This window comes from Pseudomonas saudimassiliensis, assembly GCF_000939975.1.
Lineage (GTDB): Bacteria > Pseudomonadota > Gammaproteobacteria > Pseudomonadales > Pseudomonadaceae > Halopseudomonas > Halopseudomonas saudimassiliensis.
Window position 1 is genome coordinate 2,382,921 of the sequence record NZ_LK391969.1, and the last position, 16,781, is coordinate 2,399,701.

Annotated in this window: 14 protein-coding genes; 9 read left to right on the forward strand and 5 right to left on the reverse strand. The window is 63.1% G+C overall.

Translation table 11 applies throughout. From position 1 onward, the window contains the following. Window positions 1–5: 5 nt before the first annotated feature. The 8 genes from lpxD to VG99_RS11065 all read left to right on the forward strand — a co-directional run bounded on the left by lpxD (window position 6) and on the right by VG99_RS11065 (window position 9,453). On the forward strand, window positions 6–1,067 hold the full coding sequence (lpxD, locus tag VG99_RS11030) for a UDP-3-O-(3-hydroxymyristoyl)glucosamine N-acyltransferase (RefSeq protein ID WP_044501607.1): 1,062 nt from the start codon (window positions 6–8) through the stop codon (window positions 1,065–1,067). A gap of 45 nt (window positions 1,068–1,112) precedes the next feature. Continuing rightward, complete coding sequence (fabZ, locus tag VG99_RS11035) at window positions 1,113–1,553, forward strand: 3-hydroxyacyl-ACP dehydratase FabZ (RefSeq protein WP_044501608.1); 441 nt, start codon at window positions 1,113–1,115, stop codon at window positions 1,551–1,553. Then, complete coding sequence (gene lpxA, locus VG99_RS11040; RefSeq protein WP_044499949.1) at window positions 1,550–2,326, forward strand: acyl-ACP--UDP-N-acetylglucosamine O-acyltransferase; 777 nt, start codon at window positions 1,550–1,552, stop codon at window positions 2,324–2,326. Before fabZ ends, lpxA begins: the two co-directional genes overlap by 4 nt. Before the next feature lie 3 nt (window positions 2,327–2,329). Next, window positions 2,330–3,514, forward strand: coding sequence for a lipid-A-disaccharide synthase (gene lpxB / locus VG99_RS11045; RefSeq protein ID WP_044499950.1), 1,185 nt, complete (start codon window positions 2,330–2,332; stop codon window positions 3,512–3,514). Between the two features lie 5 nt (window positions 3,515–3,519). Then, on the forward strand, window positions 3,520–4,179 hold the full coding sequence (gene rnhB, locus VG99_RS11050; RefSeq protein WP_420848297.1) for a ribonuclease HII: 660 nt from the start codon (window positions 3,520–3,522) through the stop codon (window positions 4,177–4,179). Between the two features lie 175 nt (window positions 4,180–4,354). Then, window positions 4,355–4,963, forward strand: a complete 609-nt coding sequence (gene imuA / locus VG99_RS11055) for a translesion DNA synthesis-associated protein ImuA (protein WP_044499953.1) — start codon at window positions 4,355–4,357, stop codon at window positions 4,961–4,963. A 3-nt stretch (window positions 4,964–4,966) separates the two neighbouring features. Beyond that, window positions 4,967–6,379, forward strand: a complete 1,413-nt coding sequence (locus VG99_RS11060) for a Y-family DNA polymerase (RefSeq protein WP_044499954.1) — start codon at window positions 4,967–4,969, stop codon at window positions 6,377–6,379. Beyond that, complete coding sequence (locus tag VG99_RS11065; protein WP_044499955.1) at window positions 6,376–9,453, forward strand: error-prone DNA polymerase; 3,078 nt, start codon at window positions 6,376–6,378, stop codon at window positions 9,451–9,453. Before VG99_RS11060 ends, VG99_RS11065 begins: the two co-directional genes overlap by 4 nt. A 213-nt stretch (window positions 9,454–9,666) precedes the next feature. On the opposite strand, the gene VG99_RS11070 is transcribed toward VG99_RS11065, so the two are convergent. Then, on the reverse strand, window positions 9,667–10,167 hold the full coding sequence (locus VG99_RS11070; RefSeq protein ID WP_044499962.1) for a hypothetical protein: 501 nt from the start codon (window positions 10,165–10,167) through the stop codon (window positions 9,667–9,669). Window positions 10,168–10,739: 572 nt separating this feature from the next. Between VG99_RS11070 and VG99_RS11080 the strand changes: the two genes are divergently transcribed. After that, on the forward strand, window positions 10,740–11,339 hold the full coding sequence (locus VG99_RS11080) for a hypothetical protein (protein ID WP_044499965.1): 600 nt from the start codon (window positions 10,740–10,742) through the stop codon (window positions 11,337–11,339). A gap of 47 nt (window positions 11,340–11,386) precedes the next feature. Here the strand turns inward: VG99_RS11080 and VG99_RS11085 are convergent, their stop codons facing one another. From VG99_RS11085 to VG99_RS11100, 4 genes are all read right to left on the reverse strand, one after another. After that, on the reverse strand, window positions 11,387–12,253 hold the full coding sequence (locus tag VG99_RS11085) for an MBL fold metallo-hydrolase (protein ID WP_044499971.1): 867 nt from the start codon (window positions 12,251–12,253) through the stop codon (window positions 11,387–11,389). A gap of 51 nt (window positions 12,254–12,304) precedes the next feature. Further along, the gene (locus VG99_RS11090) at window positions 12,305–13,567 is read right to left on the reverse strand and encodes an OprD family porin (RefSeq protein WP_044499972.1); all 1,263 of its coding nucleotides are present in this window, start codon (window positions 13,565–13,567) and stop codon (window positions 12,305–12,307) included. Next, window positions 13,564–14,940, reverse strand: a complete 1,377-nt coding sequence (locus VG99_RS11095) for a solute carrier family 23 protein (RefSeq protein ID WP_044499973.1) — start codon at window positions 14,938–14,940, stop codon at window positions 13,564–13,566. The genes VG99_RS11090 and VG99_RS11095 overlap by 4 nt, the downstream gene beginning before the upstream one ends. Window positions 14,941–15,104: 164 nt before the next feature. Next, window positions 15,105–16,733 carry an acyl-CoA synthetase gene (locus VG99_RS11100; RefSeq protein ID WP_044499975.1) on the reverse strand — a complete coding sequence of 543 codons (1,629 nt, stop codon included), beginning with the start codon at window positions 16,731–16,733 and terminating at the stop codon, window positions 15,105–15,107. Between the last annotated feature and the right edge of the window lie 48 nt (window positions 16,734–16,781).

The following is a 16,781-nucleotide window of genomic DNA, read 5'->3' on the forward strand; positions in this document are numbered from 1 at the left end:
TCGGCATGACGCATTCGATCCGTTTTACCCTGGCGCAGCTGGCCGAGGCGCTGGACGCCCGGCTGGTGGGCGATGCTGACAAGGTGGTCACGGGGCTGTCCGCCTTGCAGGATGCCGGTCCCGATGAGCTGAGCTTTCTGGCCAACCGCCAATACCGCAAGCTGCTGGCCACCTCCCAGGCCGGTGCGTTGCTGTTGACCGAGGCGGATGCCGCCGAGTTCGCCGGCAACGCACTGATCGTGGCTGACCCCTATCTGGCCTACGCCCGGTTGTCCCACCGGTTCGATCCCAAGCCGCGCCCGCAGGCCGGTATTCACCCGACTGCCGTCGTGGCCGAGTCCGCCCAGGTGGATGCCACCGCTGCGGTGGGCCCTGGAGTGGTTATCGAGGCGGGCGCCATTGTCGGCGCGAATGTCACCCTGGGCGCCCAGTGTTTCATTGGTGCGCGCTGTGTGATTGGTGACGGCAGCTGGCTGGCCCCGCGGGTGACCCTGTACCACGATGTGCGGATGGGCCAGCGGGTGGTGATTCAATCCGGTGCGGTGATCGGCGGGGAGGGCTTCGGCTTTGCCAATGATCGCGGCAGCTGGCAGAAGATTGCCCAGATCGGTGGCGTGCTGATTGGTGATGACGTGGAGATCGGTGCCAATACCACCGTCGACCGCGGCGCCATCAACGACACCGTGATCGGCAATGGCGTCAAGCTGGACAACCAGATCCAGATCGCCCACAACGTGCAGATTGGTGATCACACCGCGATGGCGGCCTGCGTCGGCATCTCCGGCAGCACCCGTATCGGTCGCCACTGTACCATTGCCGGCGGCGTCGGCATGGTGGGCCACATCGAGATCTGTGACAACGTATTCGTCAGCGGCATGACCATGGTCACGCGCTCCATTACCGAACCCGGAGCCTATTCCTCCGGTACCGCAATGCAGCCTGCCGCCGAATGGAAGAAAAGTGCAGCGCGCATTCGTCAGCTCGACGGCATGGCCAAGCGCCTGCAACAACTGGAGAAGCAGTTGCCTGCGGTGACTCAGGCGAAGCAGGACTCATCTGAGTCCTGAGCTATGCGCATTGCGCATCCACCTTTCACTGCAAGGCCTCAAGACATAATGGACATCAACGAAATCAAAGAATACCTGCCCCACCGCTATCCTTTCCTGCTGGTGGACCGGGTGGTCGAACTGGACCTTGAGGGCAAGCGTATTCGTGCCTACAAGAATGTGTCGGTCAACGAACCTTTCTTCAATGGGCATTTCCCCGGCCACCCCATCATGCCGGGTGTGCTGATCATCGAGGCGATGGCCCAGGCTGCCGGCCTGCTGGGTTTCAAGATGATGAATACCAAGGCCGAGGACGGCACGCTGTATTACTTCGTCGGCTCGGACAAGCTGCGGTTCCGCCAGCCGGTGGTGCCGGGCGATCAGCTGCAGCTGGAAGCCACCTACCTGAGTAACAAGCGTGGCATCTGGAAGTTCGCCTGCCGCGCCCTGGTGGACGGCAAGGAAGCCTGTTCCGGGGAAATCATCTGTGCGGAACATAAAGTATGAGTCGGATTCATCCTCTGGCGCTCGTCGACCCCGCCGCCCGGCTGGCTGATGACGTCGAGGTCGGCCCCTGGTCCCTGATCGGACCGGATGTCGAGATTGGCGCAGGGACTGTCATCGGCCCCCATGTAGTCATCAAGGGACCGACGACTATTGGCCAGGGCAACCGGATTTTCCAGTTTGCCTCGGTCGGCGAGGACTGCCAGGACAAGAAGTACCGGGGCGAGCCGACCCGGCTGGTCATCGGTGACAACAACGTCATCCGTGAAGGCTGCACCCTGCATCGGGGCACCGTCCAGGACCGCGGCGTGACCACGGTCGGCAGCAACAACCTGCTGATGGCCTACGTGCACATCGCCCATGACTGTGTGGTTGGCAACAACATCATCATGGCCAACAACGCGACCATCGCAGGTCACGTGCACGTCGGCGATGGCGCTATTCTCGGTGGCTACACCACGGTGCACCAGTTCTGCCATATCGGCGCCTGGTCCATGAGTGCCGCCAACAGCGCGGTGTTCAAGGATATTCCGGCGTTCGTCATGGTCGGCGGCAACCCCGCCAACGCCCATGGCATGAACTTCGAGGGCATGCGCCGTCGCGGTTACAGCCAGGAGCTGATTTCGGCGCTGCGCCGCGCCTACAAGGTTGTCTACCGGCAGGGCAAGACACTGCAGGAAGCGCTGCAGCTGCTGGATGACGAAGCTAACCAGTATCCTGAAGTAGCCCTCTATCGCGACTCCATCCTGGCCTCGACCCGCGGTATCACCCGCTGAGCCATGGGCATTACGGCTGCGGTATCCCATCGCCCCCTGTGTATCGCCCTGGTTGCCGGTGAGGCGTCCGGCGATACCCTGGGCGCGGGGCTCATCCGGGCGCTGAAGGAAATCCATCCCGATGCGCAGTTCATCGGCATCGGTGGGCCGCGGATGCAGGCCGAGGGCCTGGTGACCCAGGTACCTATGGAGCGTCTGTCAGTGATGGGTCTGGTCGAGGTACTCGGCAGGCTGCGGGAGTTGCTGCGCATCCGCCGTGAGCTGGTGGAATTCCTCAAGCAGCGGCGCCCCGATGTGTTCATCGGTATCGATGCACCGGATTTTACCCTGGGTGTGGAGCGCAAACTGCGCGATGCCGGTATCCCCACGGTGCACTACGTCAGCCCCTCGGTCTGGGCGTGGCGGCAGAAGCGCGTGTTGGGTATCCGCCAGTCCACCGATCTGATGCTCACCCTGTTCCCCTTCGAGGAAGCGGTCTACCGTGAGCACGGGGTAGCGGTGCGCTGCGTGGGCCACACGCTGGCCGACCGCATTCCGCTACAGCCGGACCGCAGCGCCGCCCGTCAGGGCCTGGGGCTGAGCGACAGTGCCCAGGTGGTGGCGTTGATGCCTGGCAGTCGCAACGGCGAGCTGCGCAAGCTCGGCCTGCTGTTTTTGCAGACGGCCCACTGGTGCCTGCAACGCAACCCCGACCTGCAGTTCATCCTGCCCTGCGCCAATCCCGAGCGGCGCCAACAGATGGAAGCGATCTTGGCCGCGAGCGGTTTGCAGTTGCCACTGAGGCTGCTGGATGGTCAGGGCCATGAGGCATTGGCGGCCTGTGATGCAGTGCTGATCGCCTCGGGCACCGCCACGCTGGAGGCCATGCTGTTCAAGCGGCCCATGGTGGTTGCCTACCGCATGGCGCCATTGACCTTCAAGATCCTCAAACGCCTGGTCAAGGTGGGGCATGTGGCGCTGCCGAACCTGCTGGCCGGACGCGAGGTGGCGCCGGAATTTTTGCAGGATGACGCCACCCCCGAGGCGATGGGCCAGGCGCTGTTGGCGCGCCTGGGGCCGACGCCCGAACGGGAGCAGACCGAGGCGGTATTCATGGAGCTGCACCGCATGCTGCGCCGCGATGCCGACCGTACGGCCGCCGCCGCGATAACCGAGCTGCTGCAGTGCAAGGGAGCGCAGCCGGCATGACCCAGATGATGATGGATTGGACCTTGCCTCCCGGTGACGAACTCATCGCCGGTGTCGATGAAGTGGGCCGCGGCCCGCTGTGCGGCGCGGTGGTCACGGCGGCGGTGATCCTTGATCCGCTGCGACCGATTGAAGGCTTGAATGATTCGAAGAAGCTCAATCAAGCCCGCCGTGAAGAGCTCTTTCCGCTGATCCAGGAGCGGGCACTGGCCTGGGCTATCGGCCGCGCCGAGGTGGAAGAGATTGACCGGCTGAATATCCTGCACGCCACCATGCTGGCCATGCAGCGGGCGGTGGAAGGGCTGGCGGTGCGACCGGACCGGGTGCTGGTCGATGGTAACCGCTGCCCGGTACTACCCATGCCGAGTGAGCCGGTTATCCAGGGTGATGCACGGGTACCCGCCATTGCCGCAGCTTCCATACTCGCCAAGGTCACCCGCGACCGGGAAATGCAGGAGCTGGAATTGCTCTATCCCGGCTATGGTATCGGTAAGCACAAGGGCTATCCGACGCCTGAGCACCTGTCGTCGTTGAAACTGCTGGGCGCGACCCCGGTACATCGACGCTCTTTCGCGCCGGTGCGTGAAGCACTGACCGCCGAGCCCGTCGCGCCCGTGATGGAAGACCTGACCGAGCATAGCTCCGCCGTGGTGCTGATTCCCTGATGCGGTAGCTGCCTGCCGGCTTTGCCTAGCCGGTGGTCGTTGATCTGTTGACCTCCCTTGCATGAATAAATAACCTGTATGTCCATACAGGTTATTGGGTGTATATCATGCTGGCCTCTCGGCTGTTCCCTTCTCTCTGCCTAGCGCAGTACCCATGGTCCCTGGAGCCAGGGCCATGAGCGCCGTGGTATCGCTGGATACCTTGCTGCAGCAGCGGCGAGTCTGGAAGGGCGGGGCGGATATTGCCGTGCCGGTCGCCCAGCCGACGGGCCATCCACACCTGGATGCCCTGCTGCCCGGCGGCGGTTGGCCCGAGTCGGCCCTGGCCGAATTGCTGTTGGCCCACCCGGGTGCGGGTGAGCTGCAACTGCTGTGGCCGACCCTGGCCCGCCTGACTCAGGCGCAGGAGCGGGTCGTGCTGGTGACGCCGCCGTTCATTCCCTACGCCCATGCCTGGCTGCAGGCTGGAGTCGACCTGCGCTGGCTGGTGATGATCAATGCCCCGGAGCGCGATTTGCTGTGGGCGGCAGAACAATGCCTGCGCTCGGGCAGTTGCGGGGCAGTGTTGTGCTGGCCGCAGCGGGTTGATGACCGCGGGCTGCGGCGCCTGCAACTGGCCGCAGCTACCGGCCAGACGCTGGGTTTTGTCTGCCGGTCCCTGCGTGAAGCGGCCAATCCCTCACCCGCAGCATTGCGCCTGGCGCTGGACGCCTGGCCACGACAGGTGCGGGTGCTGAAAAGCCGGGGAGCCCTGCCCGCAGGGCACCCGGTTGCGTTGGGCTAGACCATGCGCTGGGCCTGTATCCTGCTGACCCAGTTGGCGTTGGATGGCGTCATGCGCAGCCGGGCAGATCCAACCGTGCCGCTGGTGCTGGCGACCGGCACCGTGCCGCGCCGAGTGATCCGCACGCTCAATCCAGCGGCCCGCGCGCTCGGGCTCAAGCCGGGGATGACCCTGACCGCCGCCCAGGCGCTGGCCAGCGGCTTTGCGGTGGCGGATTATGACGAACAGCAGATTCTTCACTGGCAGGGCTTTCTGGCCGCCTGGGCCTACCGCTATAGCTCCCACGTCAGCCTGGATTACCCCCGCGCGCTGTTGCTGGAGGTGGAATCCAGTTTCGGTCTGTTCGGCCCCTGGCCTGCCTTCGAGCAGCGGTTGCGTGATGAGCTGACTGCGCTGGGCTTCAGCCACCGTATCGTGCTGGCGCCCAACCCGGCAGCGGCCCGGGTGTTGACCAATATCCATGATGGCCTGGCGGTGGATCAGCACAACCTGCGTGAACAGGTGGAGCGCCTGCCCATCCAGCGCTGCGGGCTCGACCGCGAGAGCGCCGCCGCTTTGTCTCGCATGGGGTTGAAGCAGGTGCGGCAATTGTTGAGCCTGCCCCGGGATACCCTGGCCCGGCGCTTTCCCGCAGTAGTGCTGGAGCATCTCGACCGCTTGCTGGGCCTGCGACCGGTAGCCCTGGACTGTTATAAGCCGGCCGATGAATTCAGCGCCCGGATCGAATTCAATTTCGAGGTCGACTCCCACCAGGCGCTGCTGTTTCCGCTGCGCCGATTGCTGACCGACCTCAGCGCCTTTCTCGCCGGCCGGGACTGCAGCGTGCAGCGCTTCGAATTGACCCTCGAACATCGCCATCGCGAGCACACCAGTTTGCCCATCGGCCTGTTGACCCCGGAGCGGGACGCGCAATTGTTGTTCGAGGTGGTCCGCAGCCGTCTGGAACAGGTGCAGCTGCCCGAGCCGGTGCTGGCCGTACGGCTGTTGGCCCGGGACCTACCGGCTTTTGCTCCGCAACCGGCTTCCCTGCTTGATGAACGCCCACAACAATCCCAACCCTGGGAGCAACTGCGTGAGCGGCTGCGAGCCAGGTTGGGCGACCAGGCCATCCACGGTCTGCTGGCCGTGGCCGATCACCGACCGGAAGCCAGCTGGCGCCGGGAAGTGCAGGGTGGGGGGATACGGCCCGGGGTTCTCGGACCGCGCCCCGGCTGGCTGCTGGATGAGCCCCAACCCTTGAATGACCTGTTGCCGGAGATTATCGCCGGCCCCGAGCGTCTCGAGACTGGCTGGTGGGACGGCGCCGACCAGCGCCGGGACTACTATGTGGTGCGCACCCGGGACGGGCGCGTGGCCTGGGCCTGGCAAGCGGTGGACGGCAGCGGCCCCTTCATGCTGCAGGGCTGGTTCGCATGACCCCCGACTATGCCGAGCTGCATTGCCTGAGCAACTTCAGCTTCCAGCGCGGTGCCTCCGGTGCTGACGAGCTGTTTGCCCGTGCCAAACAACAGGGCTACCGAGCGCTGGCGATCACGGACGAATGTACCCTGGCCGGGATAGTCCGGGCCCGCGAAGCGGCCATTGAGCACGGCGTGCCGCTGATTGTCGGCAGCGAAATGCAGATCGAGAACGGCCCCAAGGTGGTGCTGTTAGTGGAAAATATCACCGGTTACCAGCGCCTGTGCCAGTTGATCACCCACGCCCGCCGCCGCGCAGAAAAAGGCCGTTATCGGCTGTTGCGGGAGGATCTGATCGAGGACACCGGTGGCCTGCTGGCACTCTGGCTTGCCGGCCCAGACGCAACACGGGAGCAGGGCGGGTGGCTGAAACAGGTCTTTCCCGACCGGCTGTGGCTGGCCATAGAGCTGCACTGCGGCCCGTCCGATGAGGCCGAGCTGACCCGCCTGCAACAGCTGGCCCAGGTACTGGCGATCCCCACCGTGGCCAGCGGCGATGTGCATATGCACGCCCGGGGCCGCCGTGCGCTGCAGGACACCCTCACCGCCATCCGCCATCACTGCCCGGTGGACGAGGCCGGTTTCCGGCTGTTCCCCAACGGCGAGCGTCACCTGCGCAGCCGCGAGCAACTGGCGCGGCTGTACCCCGAAGCACTGCTGGCCGAGACCCTGCGCATAGCCGAGCGCTGCCGCTTCGAACTGAAAGAGCTCAAATACTACTACCCCAACGAATTGGTCCCGGCTGGTCATACACCGTCCAGCTGGTTGCGACAGCTGACCGAGGAAGGCATCGCCTGGCGCTGGCCCCAGGGCATTTCCCCCGAACTGCGCGCCCAGCTCGACAAAGAGCTGACCCTGATCAGCGAGCTGGAATACGAAAGCTACTTCCTCACCGTGCATGACATCGTGCGCTTTGCCCGCCAGCAGCACATCCTCTGCCAGGGCCGGGGCTCGGCCGCCAACTCCGCGGTGTGCTTTGCCCTCGGCATCACCGAGATCGACCCCAGCCGCTCCAACCTGCTGTTCGAACGCTTCCTGTCCCGTGAGCGCAACGAGCCACCGGACATCGACGTGGACTTCGAACATGAGCGCCGGGAAGAGGTCATCCAGTACATCTTCAACCGCTATGGCCGCCGCCGCGCGGCACTGGCCGCCGTGGTCAGCAGCTATCACGCCGCCGGTGCCATCCGCGATGTGGGCAAGGCTCTGAGCCTGCCGCCGGAACAGGTCGATGCCCTGGCCCGCTGTTGTAACCGCTGGAGCGATCGCATTCCCGATGCCGAGCGCCTGCGTGAAGCCGGCTTCGACCCGGACAGCCCGGTACTGCACCGCGTATTGACACTGAGCGGTCAACTGATCGGCTTCCCCCGGCACCTGTCCCAGCATCCGGGAGGCTTTGTCATTTCAGAACAGCCGCTGGACACCCTGGTACCGGTGGAAAACACCGCCATGGAAGGGCGCACCGTTATCCAATGGGATAAGGATGACCTGGATGCGGTCGGCCTGCTCAAGGTGGATGTGCTCGCCTTGGGCATGCTCACCGCGCTGCGCCGCTGCTTCGATCTGGTCCGTCATTACCGGGGCCGAAAATTGACCCTGGCCACCATCCCCGCAGGAGATAAGCCGACCTACGAGATGATCAGCAAGGCCGACACCATAGGCGTATTCCAGATCGAATCCCGGGCGCAGATGAGCATGCTGCCGCGGCTGCGCCCGAGGGAGTTCTACGACCTTGTCATCGAAGTCGCCATCGTCCGCCCCGGCCCGATCCAGGGGGACATGGTGCATCCCTACCTGCGCCGTCGAAACCGCGAAGAGGAAGTGACATATCCGTCCCCCGCGCTGAAAAAGGTACTCGAGCGCACCCTCGGCGTGCCCCTGTTTCAGGAACAGGTCATGGAGATCGCCATAGTCGCCGCCGGCTACAGCGCCGGTGAAGCAGACCAGCTGCGCCGCTCCATGGCCGCCTGGAAGCGCAAGGGCGGGCTGGAGCCGCACCGGGAAAAACTTACCCAGGGCATGCTCGCGCGCGGCTATACGAGGGAATTTGCCGAACGCCTCTTCGAGCAGATCAAGGGCTTTGGCGACTACGGCTTCCCCGAATCCCACGCCGCCAGCTTTGCCCTGCTTACCTACGCCAGCAGCTGGCTCAAATGCCACGAACCAGCCGCCTTCGCCTGCGCCCTGATCAACAGCTGGCCCATGGGCTTCTACAGCCCCGACCAGATTCTGCAGGACGCCCGCCGCCACGGCATCGAAACCTGGCCGGTGGACGTGCGCTACAGCGACTGGGACTGCACCCTGGAACACGACCGCAACGGCGAATATGGCATCCGCCTGGGCATGCGCATGATCCGCGGCTTCCGCGAGGACGATTCCCACAGGCTGGTGCAGACAAGGCAGCAGCAGGGCTTCAATTCTGTCGACGAACTGGCCCTGCGCAGCAAACTCAACCGCCGGGCAATGGAGCTGCTGGCCGACGCCGGCGCCCTGCGCGGCCTCGCCGGCCACCGCCACCAGGCCCGCTGGGCCGTCGCCGGTGTACAGGAGCCGCTGCCCCTGTTCGCCGAAACACCACCCCAGGCAGAGCAAGGCGTAGCCCTGCCACTGCCCAGCGTCGGCGAAAACCTCATGGCCGACTACGCCCTGGTCGGCACCACCATGGGCCCCCATCCCCTGCGCCTGCTGCGCAGCCAGTTGAAAACCATAGGTTGCCGCAGCTCAAAACAGCTCAAACAAATGAACGACGACACCCACGTCAAAGTCGCGGGTCTCGTCACCGGCCGCCAACGTCCCGGCACTGCCAGCGGCGTCACCTTCGTCACCCTCGAAGACGAACACGGCATGATCAACGTCGTTGTCTGGCGCACCCTTGCCGAACGCCAGAGAAAGGAACTGGTGCACTCACAACTGCTGCAAGTGCAGGGCAAGCTCGAACACAAGGAAGGAGTACGCCACCTGATCGCCAGCAGACTGACCGACCTCACGCCGATGCTGCAGGGGCTGGATACACGGAGTCGGGATTTTCACTAAGGCAGAATTGGCAAATGTAACCATGCGCCGCACTTTGGACGGTGGTTGAGCCGAGCGACTACGAAGGAAGGGGGACGTGGCTTGGTTGAGTCGATAGTGCTTTTGACCTTGGCGTTGTTTCACTGGATTCATAGATAGGCTTCGAGCCGCCGGCGTAGTACCGGCACCGTCTGGCAGGTTTCATGCAGGGTGCATTCCTGCGGCCCGGAGACATTAGTTGTACAGGTGTTCTCTGATCAAAAGGGAGTTGAAAGGTCGTTGGAATGCTTCGACTTCTTCCATTCTTTCCCTCATTTCCCTTGGTAATGACAAATAATGTCGTTGCAGCTCCCATCGGGTAGAGACGAATGTAGCGGGCTTGATCTCGTTCATCAACGTAACCGCATCCTCTGATGGTTCATGCTCAGCCGCTTCGATAGTAAGCAGGGCAGCCGCGAGTTCCCCGAGCTCCTTGGCGACACATTGTTCTTCAGCCAGCGTAGCCTTGGTGACCAGAAAACTTTCGACTTGCTCTTGCGGGTACGCTTCCAGAGCGGCCAGTACTGCCTCGGATGGAAAATCGGCGTTGCGGCCCATCAACATGCATTCTTGGAGTTGGTTTTCGTAGGCAGCGACCTTTTCTTGCAGATATACAAATTCCAGCGAGTCGTCGGCAAACACTTCGGCACATGCCAGGACAATGGTCACTGTTGATAATGCAAGTAGCTTATTCATTCAGAATCCTTGGCAGCCATCTTCAACTGCTCGCCAGAAGAGGCGTTGTTCATGTGTCGACCCGCTACGCAGTTGCTGCAGGCGAGCGGTTTGTACAAATGCGTTACGCTCAATAGCGGAGACTTAGGCCATGGCTTGAGCAAGGGTGGCCCAGTCGGTGACCGCAATATTGTGGCCCACTTGGGCCGCATTATTGCCCAAGAAGATTGTAGCCATGACGCCAGTGGGTAAGGTTGCTTCGAGCAGCTTGCGGCTTCGTGGCAGATTACGAAGACGTCGTAACGCAGTGATATCGCTCTGGTCCAGTCGCAGACCGTGAATGGGAGGGCATCTCACAAGCAGCTCCTTTTCCGATAGAAATATGTCAGATCCTATCTCCCGTTCAATCGTTTGTCCCTTCACTGCGCTGAAAGATTCTCCATTTTGTAGGTGCCGTCACAGTCGGGGGTCCAATGGCCCAGCTTCGCTGCGATTGGCGAGTGGCATTGGGTATGATCGCGACGAAAAGGATGCTGGAAAGTGCGTTCCTGCACCCCCATCGCAGCGCGCATCAGGTGAAAGGAGGTCGGTGAATGACCAGATGGATAGGACTGCTATTTCTGACAGCGGCCTTTGCCGCTAACGGTCAGGAAAGCTGCAGCGACTCTGTTGTTGAATCTAGTTTGCCTACCGCCCGGGCGGCTGAAGGTCAGACTCTGCTTCTCGCCGGGAAGGCGAGGCTGGAACTGGATCTCGGCGAGAAGGCGATGACCCTAGCTCGCTTTCCGGAAATGCTGATCGTTAAATTCGCCGATGGCGCTACGCTGTCCCATCGCTGGATGGCTCCGTCGGAGCTCCGTGAAGACCAATCCAGTGATCTGCCCTTTGTGGACTTCATCCGTCTGGTATTCAGAAAAAACGTGTCTGACGCGTCCACTGCTGATCGGGCTGAGGCTGATGCCGTCTGGCACGCCATGGTGTCTAGCTGCATAAATGCCAGGCATTACCAGCTTTCCGATACGGATCTTTTTACCTACTCGCAGACGCGAGCCAGCGGTGGACGCTACCACGTTTTTTTCATTCTCGACGACGATGTTGTTCATTACCTCGATATCCACGGTGACGATGCGCTCGCAGATCATCTGTTGGCAACCCTGAAAGAGAGAGTGAGGCAAGAATCCTCTGAACTGTAATGAAGATGGAGCTTTACACATTGACTCGGAGCATCCCTCTCCCCAACTTACATCGCCACCCCCCGCACATTCCCCTGCGCCTCCCGCGCCGTATACCTGCACTTCTCATCCCTATCTACATACGCCACCGCAACATCCCGGTCATGGGTAAACACCAGTCGCCCATTACGCGCGACCAGCTCATTGAGCAGGGCTTCTTTTTCTCCGATCAGCATTTCGGGGAAGCGGTCGTAGCCCATGGTGATGGGCAGGTGCAGCCAGGGCGCGCCGGGGATAAGGTCGCCGGGGAAGACGACGGGGCCGTCGGGCATGCTGAACTCCGGCAGCATCAGGCCGGGGGTGTGGCCGTCGCTGAAATGGAACTGCCAGTCCGTGCCCAGGGTTGGGGATGGCTGGCCGTCCTTGATCAGTTCCACCCGTCCGCTGGCGCTCAGTAGCTCTATCAGCTGGGGGATGAAGGAGGCTTGGTCCCTTGGGTGGGGGCGGCGGGCGCGGGCCCAGTGGCGTTCGCCGATGATGAAGGTGGCGTTGGGGAACAGCAGTTCCGGTTCCTTGCCTTCCTCCCAGGCGGTGAGCAGACCGCCGGCATGGTCGAAGTGCAGGTGGGTGAGGACCACCACGTCGATGTCGGTATGGCTGAAGCCGACCTCCTTCAGGCTGTCGAGCAGGACGTGATTGTCTTCGACCACGCCGTAGCGCTCTTTCATCTGCGGGGAGAAGAAGGCGCCGATGCCGGTCTCGATGAGGATGTTGCGGTCACTCTCCTGTACCAGCAGAGCCCGGCAGCTGAGGGCAATGCGGTTCTGGTCGTCGGTGTCGACCCAGCGGGACCACAGGGCCTTGGGGGCGTTGCCGAACATGGCGCCGCCGTCCAGTCGCTGACTGTTGCCTTCGAGGGTGGTGAAAGTACGCATGGGATTCTCCTTGGCCGGCCGCCAGTGCGGGGCTGGCGGCCGGGGGGCGTGTTACAGGTTGAAGGTGTAGCCGACAATCAGGCGGTTCTCGTCCATGTCGGTGGCGTAGTTGCTGCGGTAGGTCGCGTTGCGCCAGTGCAGGGACAGGTTCTTCAGCGCGCCGCTCTGGATCACATAGATCAGATCGGTGTTGCGCTCCCATTCCTTGCCGCGGCCACCGGCATGCTCGATGTTGTGGCCGTGGGTGTAGCGGTTCATCAGCTTCAGTCCGGGCAGACCCAGATCGGCGAAGGAGTAGTCATGGCGAACCTGCCAGCTGCGCTCGTCGCGGTTGGCGAAGTCCTGGATCTGCACCAGGTGAGCGAGGTAAGGGTCGGTGCCGTTGATATAGGCAAAGCCGGTGTCGCCTTCCATGTGCTGGTAGCTGGTGCTGAAGCGGTGCATGCCGGCCTGGTAGCTCAGGCCCAGGCTGGTCATACGGTTGTCGATATTGCTGCGTCCGGCGTCGGTGGAGTCGGCGTGGCGCAGGTTCAGGTTCAGGCGATCGCCGTTATCCAGCTGCCAGCTGTGGCCCAGGGTCAGGTAGTGCTGGCGGTAGATGTCCTCCAGTTCGCCGAAGTGCCAGCTTACTTTTGTCTGCTCGCTCGCCTGCCAGGTCAGACCGGCGAAGTCGAATGCGCTGGCCTCGACGCCCGCGGCGTTGAGCCGGATATTGCGCGCGCCGCCCATGACCGGGGTCATGCGCTCGTGGTTCGAGGAGTCGCGCAGGTTGATCCGGTCAAAGCGGCCAAGGTCCAGCTTGAGGGGCGCTGCCGGGTCGCTCTGCAGCCAGGCGCCGCGAAAGGTCTGCGGCAGCAGGCGGGTGTCGTTATGCATGGCCAGCGGCATGGACGGCAGCAGGGTGCCGATGCGCAGCACATGGTTGTCCAGCCGCAGGCGGGCGGTCAAGCCCAGCTCGCCGTACTCGTCCATGGCGCGGCCGTCGCTGGTGCTGCGCTTGAGAATGCCGGTGCCGTTGCGCTCGGGGCTGGAGTCCAGCTTGATGCCGAGCAGGCCGATGGCATCCATACCCAGGCCGAGGCGGCCGGGAGTATAGCCAGAGTGCCATTCGGCGCGCAGACCCTGGGCCCATTCGTCGGCCTTGCTCTGGGTAGCGGCCGAGTGGCGGAAGTCGCGGTTGAAGTACAGGTTGCGCAGGCTGAGGCTGGCGCTGCTGTCTTCGAAGAATTCGGCCTGGGCGGGCAGGATGCCGAGGCCGCCGCCGAGCAGGGCGGCAGCGATGGCGATGTGTCTGGTCAGGTTGAGTCGGTTCATTGTGCGCCCTCCTGGCTGGTGGTTTTGACGTCGCTGACGCTGCGGAATTTCAGCAGGTGGGTACGTTCCACCAGGACGTACAAGACTGCGCCGGCGGCCAGCCCCCAGCCTGCGCCGTAGACCGCCAGGACCACGCCCATGGTGCCGGCGATGCCGCGCTCGGTGTTGTTCTGCAGCTGCTCGAAGCCCACCATGAGACAGATGTAGCCGGTGAGGATCAGGGTCAGCGACAGGGCAATCGGCAGTACTGGCTGGAAGAAACTCACCAGCGGCAGCATGAACAGCGCCAGAAAGCCGCTGATCCAGAAGGTGCCGGCGCCGCTGTAAATGGAGTCCATCGCGTTGCGGCCGTACTTGTAGCGCTCGGCCATGGTGGCGGCGACTGCTGTCCACAACGGGCCGGCCAGCCCGGGGTAGGGCGCGAAGAAGGCATGCAAGGCGTTGCGGATGGCAGTGACCAGATGCACACGGTCGATGTTGTTCTCGATCACCTCGTCGGTGCGCAGCTCATCGGCGCGCTGCATCAGCGACTGGCCGACGATGATGTCACCAAAGGCGATCACATAGGCGATCACCGCGGTGGGCACCGCCAGCATGAATACCTCGGCGTCGGGGAAGCCGACGCTGAAGGGCAGGTAGTTCCACATCTCGCCGAAGGCCGGAGCCGTGATGCCGAACTGCACATCAGGCATGGCATATTCCCCGGTAGCAATGCCGACGAAGATGGCGATCAACATGCCCGGCACCATGCCGTAGTTGACGATCTTGCGCGCCAGTGGAAAGCGCTGGGTCAGGCCCTGGAAGGACACCGAGAACATCAGGTACAGGCAGATCAGGCTGCCCAGCACCAGTGAAATCGGCGTGTTGGCCAAGCGGCCGCCGGTATCGATCTCGCCGATCAGCGCGGCGATACCGGCGCCGATGATGATGCCGCCCTTCATCGAGTTGGGGATCAGCCGCACCAGCACCGATCCGAGCCGGGTGATGCCAAGCAGCAGGAAGATCACGAATACCAGAAACTGCAGGGCGAACAGCGCCTGGATAGCCTCCGGCCCCGGCTCGAAGTTACCCAGAAACAGCAACACCACCGGAATACCCGGGGTGATCCAGCCGGGTACGAAGGGCACGCCCAGCAGCGCCGGCAGCATGAAGCCGACGCCGCACACCACCACATAGGCCAGAGCGACCTCGTAGGGCAGGCCAAGGGTGCTCTGCAGCAGGGGAATCATGCCCAGGCTGACCACGAACATGATCAACGCCTGGAGCATTTCTGCGGTTTCCCAGCGGTAGTGGACGAAGGGCAGGCGGATCTTGAAGGGGCCGCAAGGCCAATGAGGCTGCTCTGCGCCATGGGCGCGCTTGTAGACTTGCATGTAAACACTCCTCTGGCCGAACGCCGGGTGCAGGGCAGGAGCGCCCCGCCTGACGGTCGTCGGCTTATTGTTGTTGTGGAACAGGAAATGTTGCCGCGGTCCGGCGATCCGGCGCCGTCGGCGGCCCCGCAGGGGTGGCTGCGGGGCATCAGGGGGTCAGCGGATCAGCAGGCCTCGCGCTGGCAGGCCCATTCACGCAGAACGTATTTCTGGATCTTGCCGGTGGAGGTCTTCGGCAGGTCGACGAAGACCACATCCTTGGGAACCTTGAACCCGGCCAGATGCTCGCGGCAGAAGCGCATGATGTCCTGTTCGCTTACCCGCTGGCCGGCCTTGAGGGTGATGAAGGCGCAAGGAGTCTCGCCCCATTTGTCATCCGGTTTGGCGACCACCGCAGCCTCCAGCACCGCCGGGTGCCGGTAGAGCACGCCCTCGACCTCGATGGTGGAGATGTTCTCGCCACCGGAAATGATGATGTCCTTGAGGCGGTCCTTGATCTGCACGTAGCCGTCCTCATGCCACACGCCCAGGTCGCCGGTATGGAACCAGCCACCTTCGAAGGCTTCGGCGGTGGCGCTCGGGTTCTTCAGGTAGCCCTTCATCACGGTGTTGCCGCGCATGAAGATCTCGCCGATGGTCTGACCGTCCTTGGGTACCGGTTGCAGGGTCTTGGGATCGGCAACCATGACCCCTTCCAGGGTCGCATAGCGCACACCCTGGCGGGATTTGATATCCGCGCGCTGCTCCAGCGGCAGCTCATCCCACTTGCCATGCCAGGCGCAGACAGTTACCGGACCGTAGGTCTCGGTCAGGCCGTAGACGTGCGCGACCTTGATGCCCATTTCTTCCACCGCGCCGATTACCTTGGCCGGCGGTGCTGCGCCCGCGACCATGGCGTGCACCGGATGGTCGATGGCGGCCTTGGCTTCCGGCGGCATGTTGACCAGGGCATTGAGCACGATGGGCGCGCCGCACATGTGGGTTACCTGCTCGTCGTGGATCAGGTTGAGGATTTTCTGCGGATCGACCCGGCGCAGGAACACGTGCACGCCGGCCATGGCGGTCACTGTCCAGGGGTAGCACCAGCCGTTGCAGTGGAACATCGGCAGGGTCCACAGGTAGACCGGATGCTGGCCCATGTTCCAGGTCATCTGGTTGCCCAGGGCGTTAAGGAAGGCGCCGCGGTGGTGGTAGACCACACCCTTGGGATTGCCGGTGGTACCGGAAGTGTAGTTGAGGCTGATGGCGTCCCACTCGTCACCAGGCAGTTGCCAGACGAACTCGGGATCGCCCTCAGCGAGGAAGGCTTCGTAGTCCAGCGGGCTGGTCGCTTGACCTTCACCATACTCGGGATCGTTGACGTCGATCACCAGCGGCGGGTGATCGAGCATGCCGATGGCCGCGTGCACAATGTCATGGAATTCGCGGTCGGCAATCAGCACCTTGGCCTCGCCATGCTGCAGCATGAAGGCGATGGCTTCGGCGTCCAGGCGTACGTTCAGGGTGTTGAGGACCGCACCGATCATTGGCACGCCGAAGTGGGCTTCGAGCATTTCCGGGATGTTTGGCAGGATGACGGCTACTGTGTCGCCCTTGCCGATACCACGGTTCGCCAGAGCAGAGGCTAGACGGCGGCAGCGAGTATAGGTCTCCGACCAGGTGCGGCGTACAGCACCGTGCACCACAGCGGGGTAATCGGGATAGACACTGGCTGTGCGCTCGATAAAGGTCAGCGGAGACAGGGCAGTGTGGTTCACGGCGGTGGCCGACAGGCCTTCCTCGAAGATGGACATGGCTCGTATCCTGTATGGCGTTTTATTAGCTCTTGTTTGGAAAGAATG

Excerpts from the sequence above, each read along its gene's own strand:
- VG99_RS11100 (WP_044499975.1), bottom strand. The coding sequence starts at position 16,733 with ATGTCCATCTTCGAGGAAGGCCTGTCGGCCACCGCCGTGAACCACACT.
- imuA (WP_044499953.1), top strand. The coding sequence starts at position 4,355 with ATGAGCGCCGTGGTATCGCTGGATACCTTGCTGCAGCAGCGGCGAGTC.
- VG99_RS11065 (WP_044499955.1), top strand. The coding sequence starts at position 6,376 with ATGACCCCCGACTATGCCGAGCTGCATTGCCTGAGCAACTTCAGCTTC.
- VG99_RS11095 (WP_044499973.1), bottom strand. The coding sequence starts at position 14,940 with ATGCAAGTCTACAAGCGCGCCCATGGCGCAGAGCAGCCTCATTGGCCT.
- VG99_RS11060 (WP_044499954.1), top strand. The coding sequence starts at position 4,967 with ATGCGCTGGGCCTGTATCCTGCTGACCCAGTTGGCGTTGGATGGCGTC.
- VG99_RS11085 (WP_044499971.1), bottom strand. The coding sequence starts at position 12,253 with ATGCGTACTTTCACCACCCTCGAAGGCAACAGTCAGCGACTGGACGGC.
- VG99_RS11080 (WP_044499965.1), top strand. The coding sequence starts at position 10,740 with ATGACCAGATGGATAGGACTGCTATTTCTGACAGCGGCCTTTGCCGCT.
- VG99_RS11090 (WP_044499972.1), bottom strand. The coding sequence starts at position 13,567 with ATGAACCGACTCAACCTGACCAGACACATCGCCATCGCTGCCGCCCTG.
- lpxA (WP_044499949.1), top strand. The coding sequence starts at position 1,550 with ATGAGTCGGATTCATCCTCTGGCGCTCGTCGACCCCGCCGCCCGGCTG.
- lpxD (WP_044501607.1), top strand. The coding sequence starts at position 6 with ATGACGCATTCGATCCGTTTTACCCTGGCGCAGCTGGCCGAGGCGCTG.
- rnhB (WP_420848297.1), top strand. The coding sequence starts at position 3,520 with ATGATGATGGATTGGACCTTGCCTCCCGGTGACGAACTCATCGCCGGT.
- lpxB (WP_044499950.1), top strand. The coding sequence starts at position 2,330 with ATGGGCATTACGGCTGCGGTATCCCATCGCCCCCTGTGTATCGCCCTG.
- VG99_RS11070 (WP_044499962.1), bottom strand. The coding sequence starts at position 10,167 with ATGAATAAGCTACTTGCATTATCAACAGTGACCATTGTCCTGGCATGT.